The 7,126-nt window shown below is 55.5% G+C and carries 9 protein-coding genes; all 9 read left to right on the plus strand.

All coding sequences use genetic code 11. The features are described from left to right. Positions 1 to 908, plus strand: a 908-nt coding sequence (locus Q0216_RS05890; RefSeq protein WP_298593713.1) for an LPXTG cell wall anchor domain-containing protein, incomplete at its 5' end; no start/stop codon positions are given. A 961-nt stretch (positions 909 to 1,869) separates the two neighbouring features. Continuing rightward, complete coding sequence (locus tag Q0216_RS05895; protein WP_298593715.1) at positions 1,870 to 3,060, plus strand: YncE family protein; 1,191 nt, start codon at positions 1,870 to 1,872, stop codon at positions 3,058 to 3,060. A gap of 660 nt (positions 3,061 to 3,720) precedes the next feature. Beyond that, positions 3,721 to 4,092, plus strand: coding sequence for a 50S ribosomal protein L14 (gene rplN / locus Q0216_RS05900; protein WP_005504986.1), 372 nt, complete (start codon positions 3,721 to 3,723; stop codon positions 4,090 to 4,092). A gap of 3 nt (positions 4,093 to 4,095) precedes the next feature. Further along, a complete protein-coding gene (rplX, locus tag Q0216_RS05905; protein ID WP_005504988.1) occupies positions 4,096 to 4,431 on the plus strand; it encodes a 50S ribosomal protein L24 in 336 nt (111 codons plus the stop codon). Then, positions 4,431 to 4,991, plus strand: a complete 561-nt coding sequence (gene rplE, locus Q0216_RS05910; protein WP_005505001.1) for a 50S ribosomal protein L5 — start codon at positions 4,431 to 4,433, stop codon at positions 4,989 to 4,991. The genes rplX and rplE overlap by 1 nt, the downstream gene beginning before the upstream one ends. 73 nt (positions 4,992 to 5,064) lie before the next feature. Then, a complete protein-coding gene (gene rpsH / locus Q0216_RS05915) occupies positions 5,065 to 5,463 on the plus strand; it encodes a 30S ribosomal protein S8 (protein ID WP_049331925.1) in 399 nt (132 codons plus the stop codon). A 27-nt stretch (positions 5,464 to 5,490) separates the two neighbouring features. Beyond that, positions 5,491 to 6,027, plus strand: a complete 537-nt coding sequence (gene rplF / locus Q0216_RS05920; protein WP_298593719.1) for a 50S ribosomal protein L6 — start codon at positions 5,491 to 5,493, stop codon at positions 6,025 to 6,027. A 2-nt stretch (positions 6,028 to 6,029) separates the two neighbouring features. Continuing rightward, positions 6,030 to 6,389, plus strand: coding sequence for a 50S ribosomal protein L18 (gene rplR / locus Q0216_RS05925; RefSeq protein ID WP_005505006.1), 360 nt, complete (start codon positions 6,030 to 6,032; stop codon positions 6,387 to 6,389). A 29-nt stretch (positions 6,390 to 6,418) separates the two neighbouring features. Then, a complete protein-coding gene (gene rpsE / locus Q0216_RS05930; RefSeq protein ID WP_171840195.1) occupies positions 6,419 to 7,063 on the plus strand; it encodes a 30S ribosomal protein S5 in 645 nt (214 codons plus the stop codon). Positions 7,064 to 7,126 lie beyond the last annotated feature (63 nt).

Consider the following 7,126-nt stretch of genomic DNA (forward strand, 5'->3'; position numbering starts at 1 on the left):
AGTCCGCAAAGCCTGAGCCGACTACTCCGGCTCCGAGCGAGTCCGCAAAGCCTGAGCCGACTACTCCGGCTCCGAGCGAGTCCGCAAAGCCTGAACCCAGCACCCCGGCACCCTCCGAAAGTGCAGAATCCAATGAGGTTGTACACGAGTACAAGGATGGCGCAAAGGTCTACTTCCCCAAGACCTGGGATGGTCAGAAGCTGACCTTCCGCGGTGAAGGCTTCAAGACTCTGGACGGTAAGGGCTCCGTTATCGCCGTCAAGCTGAACAAGGGCGCTATTTCTGCGAAGGAAGAGCCGAAGCTCGAAGGCGTTGAAGGCAATAGCGCAGGCGTCTGGGCTTACATCAAGGCGGACGAAAACGGTAACTTCACCGCAACCATCGACCGCCCCACCGTGGCAAACTCTAACCTGACTGAAGAACTGAAGACCGGCGATAGCGTTGCTATCTACCTGCTCTCCGGTTCTCTGGCGGAGAACGATAACGTGCGCGGTGGTGTGGCTGCAGAGTACACCTTCAGCGTAGATAACCAGGCACCTGCGCCGAAGGCCTCTGAACCGACGGCATCCGAGTCGGCTAATGCACCTGTAAATGATCCTTCTGCTGCTCCGTCTGCAGCTGCAGATTCCAAGGAACAGGCAAAGGACCAGTCTGCTAAGGATCAGTCCAAGGCTCCCGCGGATTCTTTGAAGTCCGAGGCACAGAAGAAGGACAGCACCGCTCCGAAGACCTCCGGCTCTTCGTCGCAGAATGTCGCCTCTTCCAGCAATGGCTCCACCTCTTCGAACTCCTCGAAGTCTTCACTGGCTAACACCGGTGCTTCGGGCGTCGTCGTTGCAGCTGGAATTGGTGTTCTTGCCCTGGTCGTTGGCGCAACTGTGCTGGTAGCACGTCGCCGCAAGGCATAGTCCGCACTCCACGGTAGCCCACGATACTGCCGGTTGGTAGTGGCGAAAGAGGTAGAGCGGGATCTGTTAGATATTCAAGAACCCGATTGACTCTCTGAAACTGCCGATACACATTGAAAGGGGCGGTACCCATCGCATCGATGGGTACCGCCCCTTTCATTTTGCCCATATGCCTGTTATTTAGACGGAAAGTCTAGACCAAGGGTAGAAGTAGCAGGTGAGGGGAAAGAGAGAAATGGAGTAGGGCGAGGCGACCCCTCTGTACTCGCCCGCCCTTATTTGACGAGTTAACAGCCCCCAAAGAATGAAATGTAGGGTTCTAGTGCCTCAGATACAAACCTCAGATACAAAGAAAACCCGCACCGAAGTGCGGGTTTAGTGTCAAAGCGAGGTTCGGTCCCTAGACAAACGGATTAGCGAGGAAAAAGGGACCCAAGAAATCTGTCCGATAAGGACCGAACCTCTTATTTGACGCATGCGTCTCTTCTATTATGGTACATCTCGCTGATTTTCGCACCTTGAAGCGCGTTTTTTACTAAAAAACTTGATTTTTGAAAAAACAACCCTTAATTTCTAAATTTTTAAGTAGATTTTTCAGAACGCCGCTTCGAAGGGGGGTAGAAGTGACGAAATATTACGAAATCCATGGCTCTAGATGCCTCGGGATAAGCTTATAAATTCTATAAGATATCAACATCTCTAGATTGATATCTAATGTAGCGATTATATGCAGAATACTAAGCTTTCGTTGAGTAAATCCGCCCTACTCAGAGCCTAGGAGGAGAGCATTATGTGCTACCGGTACAGGGTGTCTTAATCACGAATAGTGTAGTGCACGGACTGCGCTAGAAAAGCCTCAGGTGGAGGTGAAGCGTAAGATGTATAGCAGAAAGCTCCGGATGCTAAGCTCGCAAAATATGAGGCGAGCTAGCCTCCAAACTACACAACTTTGGAGATACCTATGGTTCCCTCTGCTGCTGCAGAAGAACAGAAGAATACGCAGGACGCCAAGCGTTTTTCAGTGGATCGTTCTGCGGGACTCGCCGGCCAATATCAAGTGGCATACAATCCTGAAGAGAACACTCTTTTTGTTAGCGGAAGCTTCAATCACACCAAGACCCACGGCACGCTCTGCGCCACAATCGCTCGCATAAACGCGGATACCCTGCAGATTGAGAAGACGGCTGTTCTTCCTGCCATCCCGGATAATAACCCCGAACTAGAAAACCTCTTCCAGATTCAAGCTGCCTATGGTCTAGCCGTAGACAATCAACGGGGGCTTCTTTGGACCGGAGGAACCCGTACAAACTCGGTAACTGCATACTCCCAAAAAGACCTATCGCTCGTATGGGACTCTCTCGCTCTGGGGGTGGAGATGCTGACTCCGCGCGAGCTATATGTTGCACCTAATGGCACCGTACTCGTTACCGGAATGGGCGGTTACCAGGTAATCTCTGCATCCACCGCGGAGGGGGAACGCACGGTTAGTCCCCTTCAAGGGGAAGGTCCTGCCATGCTACTAGGACCCGTAGCGGATGAAGCTCGTAGCCGCCTGTACATCCCGAATATTATGCGCGATGAAATCTGGGTTGTGGATATGGGTACCTGGGAGCTCGTGCGCAAGCTACCCGTAACTGCTGGGGAAGACATCAATACTCCAGTAGCTGTTCACGGTGTAGAGATTGATCCGACCCGTGGTGAACTTTATGTCTCTGCACAAGGACGCGAGGGTAAAAACGGCGGTCTATACGTTCTGAGTATTGAGGGTGAGCACCTCGCTTATCTTCCATTCGGCAAAATGCCCACCGATATCTTGCTCGATGCAGAACGTCATCTGCTCTATGCCGCTGACTTTGGGGGTAAGGGAGAGCCTGCAGTTGCTGGCGGTGGAACCATCACTGTCATTGACACGCTCAATCGAACCATCATCGAGACCTTGCAGGTGGCCCCGACCCGCATTAACCACCAGGTCCTGCTGGAGGATGGGAGCGTCATTGCTATCGACAAGGCAGGGGACTACCCCGCGGTTGAGGTTCCCTACGTACTGGATGCGCGCTCTGGCAAATACTACGAGGCTGCAGAAGAGAACCGGCCGGGAGAAGATTCTCGCCCTATCGTCCGTGACGGTATCGCGAAAGTATATGTGTCCTAGCTACTAAGTGAAGAGCGCGATATATCAGCGTAGTGTGTGCTGTGCTCTAGCGCTGTATGCATGCTTGTGGGGTAGGGGATGGGGTCGGGGGTGGTCCCTTGCTAGCCCCTGCGGCAAGTCTGTCGTAGAGGGACATTAAAGCGTAGTAAAATATAAATATCTACCATTCTTGTTTGACACATTGTTTGGTAGATTTCTCGAGGCCCCTTCAGTTTCTTATGCGTCAGGAACTATACGAAGGGGCCTCCTGCTTTAAGTGTCAAATAAGGGTCCATCTCAGTCGATAGTGATGTGGGATATGGGGTTTTTGCTCCCTAAACCCGACTACCCCGGGAGATAGGGTGGGGGAGACTGAAATCATAGTTGGCTAACTCTTGCGCTACGTACCTGCTTCCTGTACAGTGTTAAGACTGTGTGGCTGTATCCAAATAGCCGCGCAACCACGGGCTTCTCGTGCCAGTGCATAATGCCGCTACTTACGGGTGGGATACGCCCGCTTCACGCGGGTCCAAATGCTTCTGGCATGGGTTTGCCCCAGGCGTTTCCGCTAACCCCTTCCACAGAGATGGGGCCCGGGGCGTCAACCAATCCCGTAAAAATGTTCCGCAAGGCTGGCTCGCGCCTAAAGCGAGTCGGAACCGGCGAGACGACAGGAGAAATATGATTCAGCAGGAGTCGCGACTGAAGGTCGCCGACAACACTGGTGCGAAGGAAATCCTGACCATCCGTGTTCTCGGTGGTTCCTCGCGTCGCTACGCAGGCATTGGCGACATCATTGTCGCAACCGTCAAGGATGCAATCCCCGGCGGTACCGTAAAGAAGGGTGACGTTGTCAAGGCAGTCGTCGTCCGCACCAAGAAGGAAACCCGTCGTCCCGACGGCTCCTACATCAAGTTCGACGAGAACTCCGCAGTGATCCTGAAGAACACTGATGGTGATCCCCGTGGTACCCGTATCTTCGGCCCCGTGGGTCGTGAGCTTCGCGACAAGAAGTTCATGAAGATCGTTTCGCTGGCTCCGGAGGTGCTCTAATTCATGGCTAAGATCAAGTCCGGCGACCTGGTTCAGGTTATTTCCGGTGCAGATAAGGGCAAGCAGGGCAAAGTTCTGAAGGTTCTCCCCAAGGAAAACCGCGTGATTGTTGAGGGCGTCAAGGTCGTCACCAAGCACACCAAGGCTAACCCCCTGACCGGCGCAGCAGGCGGCATTCAGAAGGTTGAGGCACCGATCCACGTTTCTAACGTTGCGATTGTTGACCCCGAGACCAAGAAGCCGACCCGTGTTGGTTTCCGCCTCGAGACTGTAGAGCGTGACGGCAAGGAGCGCACCGTTCGCGTGCGCGTTGCTAAGCGTTCGGGTAAGGACATCTAATGACCGAAACCAAGATTACCCCCCGCTTCAAGACCAAGTACGCTGAGGTCGTCGTTCCCGCTCTGCAGGAAGAGTTCAAGTACGAGAACGTCATGCAGACCCCGAAGATCGTTAAGGTCGTCGTAAACATGGGTGTTGGCGAGGCAGCTCGCGACGCAAAGCTCATGGACGGCGCAATCCGCGATCTCACCGCAATCACCGGTCAGAAGCCGATTGTTACCCGCGCTAAGAAGTCCATCGCACAGTTCAAGCTGCGCGAAGGTATGCCCATCGGTGCACACGTCACCCTGCGTGGCGACCGCATGTGGGAATTCCTGGACCGCCTCGTCACCCTGGCACTGCCCCGAATCCGCGACTTCCGCGGCCTCTCGGACCGCCAGTTCGACGGTAACGGTAACTACACCTTCGGTCTGACCGAGCAGTCCATGTTCCACGAAATCGATCAGGACTCGATTGACCGCGTGCGTGGTATGGACATCACCGTGGTGACCTCCGCGAAGACCGACGAAGAAGGCCGTGCAATCCTGAAGGCACTGGGCTTCCCGTTCAAGACCAACTAACGACTACGTTGTAGGTCCAGACCCCGTTACCGCGGGGTAGGGAAACCACAACGAGGAAGGGCTAAAGCCCACAATGACTATGACTGATCCGGTCGCAGATATGCTGACCCGTTTGCGTAACGCAAACTCCGCATACCACGACACCGTATCCATGCCCTACTCCAAGCTGAAGTCTCGCATTGCTGAGATCCTGAAGGCTGAGGGCTACATTGCCGACGTGAAGGTTGAGGATGCAAAGGTCGGCAAGACCCTGACCCTCGTCCTCAAGTACGGTCCGTCCCGCGAGCGTTCCATCGCTGGCGTGCGTCGTATTTCCAAGCCGGGCCTGCGTACCTACGCAAAGTCCACCAACCTGCCCCAGGTTCTGGGTGGCCTCGGCATCGCAATCCTGTCCACCTCTTCGGGTCTGCTCACTGACAAGCAGGCTGCGAAGAAGGGCGTGGGCGGCGAAGTCATCGCTTACATCTGGTAGTCGGTTAGAAGAGAAAGGAAGAGAATAATGTCACGTATTGGACGTCTCCCCATCTCGGTTCCCGCCGGCGTTGAGGTTAAGGTCGATGGCAACCTGGTCACCGTTAAGGGCCCGAAGGGCGAGCTCTCCCACAAGGTAGCTTCCCCCATCACCGTGGCTCTGAACGAAAACGAGATCGTTGTATCTCGTCCGAACGACGAGCGCCTGTCTCGCTCGCTGCACGGTCTGACTCGTACCCTGATTCAGAACCTGATTATCGGCGTTACCTCCGGCTACGAGAAGAAGCTGGAAATCGTTGGTACCGGTTACCGTGTGACCCCGAAGGGTAACGACCTGGAGTTCGCTCTGGGCTACTCCCACCCGATCAACGTCACCGCTCCCGAGGGTATTACCTTCGCAGTGGAGGGTGCTAACAAGCTGACCGTGTCGGGTATCGACAAGCAGCTCGTTGGTCAGGTTGCAGCAAACATTCGTGGTCTGCGTAAGCCCGATCCCTACAAGGGCAAGGGTGTTCGCTACGCAGGTGAGCACATCCGCCGCAAGGTCGGAAAGGCTGGTAAGTAAACATGGCTATCAAGTCGAAGGCAGCGCAGCGTGCACGTCGTCACGCTCGCATCCGCAAGTACGTTTCGGGTACCGCTGCGCGTCCGCGCCTGTGCGTCACCCGTTCGACCCGTCACATGTTCGTTCAGGTTATCGACGATGTCAAGGGCGTAACCCTGGCATCCGCTTCCACCATGGAAGCAGAGCTGCGTGCAGCTGACCTGGACAAGACCGCTAAGGCAAAGCGCGTTGGTGAGCTCGTTGCAGAGCGCGCCAAGGCAGCTGGTGTTGAGGCAGTCGTGTTCGACCGCGGTGGTAACAAGTACCACGGCCGTGTTGCAGCCGTTGCTGACGGTGCACGCGAGGGAGGTCTTGCACTCTAATGAGCGAGCAGAACGTAAAGGAAACTCAGGTGAGCGAAGCAGTAGTAGCTGAAACCGCTGAGACCTCCAACCAGCGCGAGGAGCGCCGCAACAACCGCGGCGAGCGTCGTGGCCGTGGTGAGCGCCGTAACAACCGCGCTCGCGAGGAGGAGAAGGACAAGTACATCGAGCGCGTTGTGACCATCAACCGCGTTTCCAAGGTCGTCAAGGGTGGTCGTCGCTTCAGCTTCACCGCACTGGTCGTCGTTGGTGACGGTAACGGCCTGGTCGGCGTTGGCTACGGTAAGGCTAAGGAAGTTCCCGCAGCAATCTCCAAGGGTGTCGAGGAAGCAAAGAAGAACTTCTTCCGCGTTCCCCGCATCGAAGGCCGCACCATCCCGCACCGTGTGCAGGGTGAGGCAGCTGCAGGCGTTGTGATGCTCCGTCCGGCAACCGCTGGTACCGGTGTTATCGCAGGTGGCCCCGTGCGTGCAGTACTCGAGTGCGCAGGCATTCACGATGTGCTGTCCAAGTCGCTCGGTTCCTCGAACCAGATCAACATCGTTCACGCAACTGTTGCAGCACTCAAGGAGCTTGAGGAGCCCCTGGCAGTGGCAGCCCGCCGTGGCCTGCCCACCGATGAGGTTATCCCCAGCTACCTGCGCAACACCAAGTCTGAAAAGGCAGGTGCGTAGTAATGGCCAAGCGTATTCAGCCCAGCGACGCAAAGCTGGAAATCACCCAGGTCAAGTCCTATG

This window comes from uncultured Rothia sp., assembly GCF_937976295.1.
Taxonomy (GTDB): Bacteria; Actinomycetota; Actinomycetes; order Actinomycetales; family Micrococcaceae; genus Rothia.

Coding starts and splice junctions, on each gene's coding strand:
- rplN (WP_005504986.1), top strand. CDS start 3,721: ATGATTCAGCAGGAGTCGCGACTGAAGGTCGCCGACAACACTGGTGCG.
- rplR (WP_005505006.1), top strand. CDS start 6,030: ATGGCTATCAAGTCGAAGGCAGCGCAGCGTGCACGTCGTCACGCTCGC.
- rplE (WP_005505001.1), top strand. CDS start 4,431: ATGACCGAAACCAAGATTACCCCCCGCTTCAAGACCAAGTACGCTGAG.
- rplF (WP_298593719.1), top strand. CDS start 5,491: ATGTCACGTATTGGACGTCTCCCCATCTCGGTTCCCGCCGGCGTTGAG.
- rpsH (WP_049331925.1), top strand. CDS start 5,065: ATGACTATGACTGATCCGGTCGCAGATATGCTGACCCGTTTGCGTAAC.
- Q0216_RS05895 (WP_298593715.1), top strand. CDS start 1,870: ATGGTTCCCTCTGCTGCTGCAGAAGAACAGAAGAATACGCAGGACGCC.
- rplX (WP_005504988.1), top strand. CDS start 4,096: ATGGCTAAGATCAAGTCCGGCGACCTGGTTCAGGTTATTTCCGGTGCA.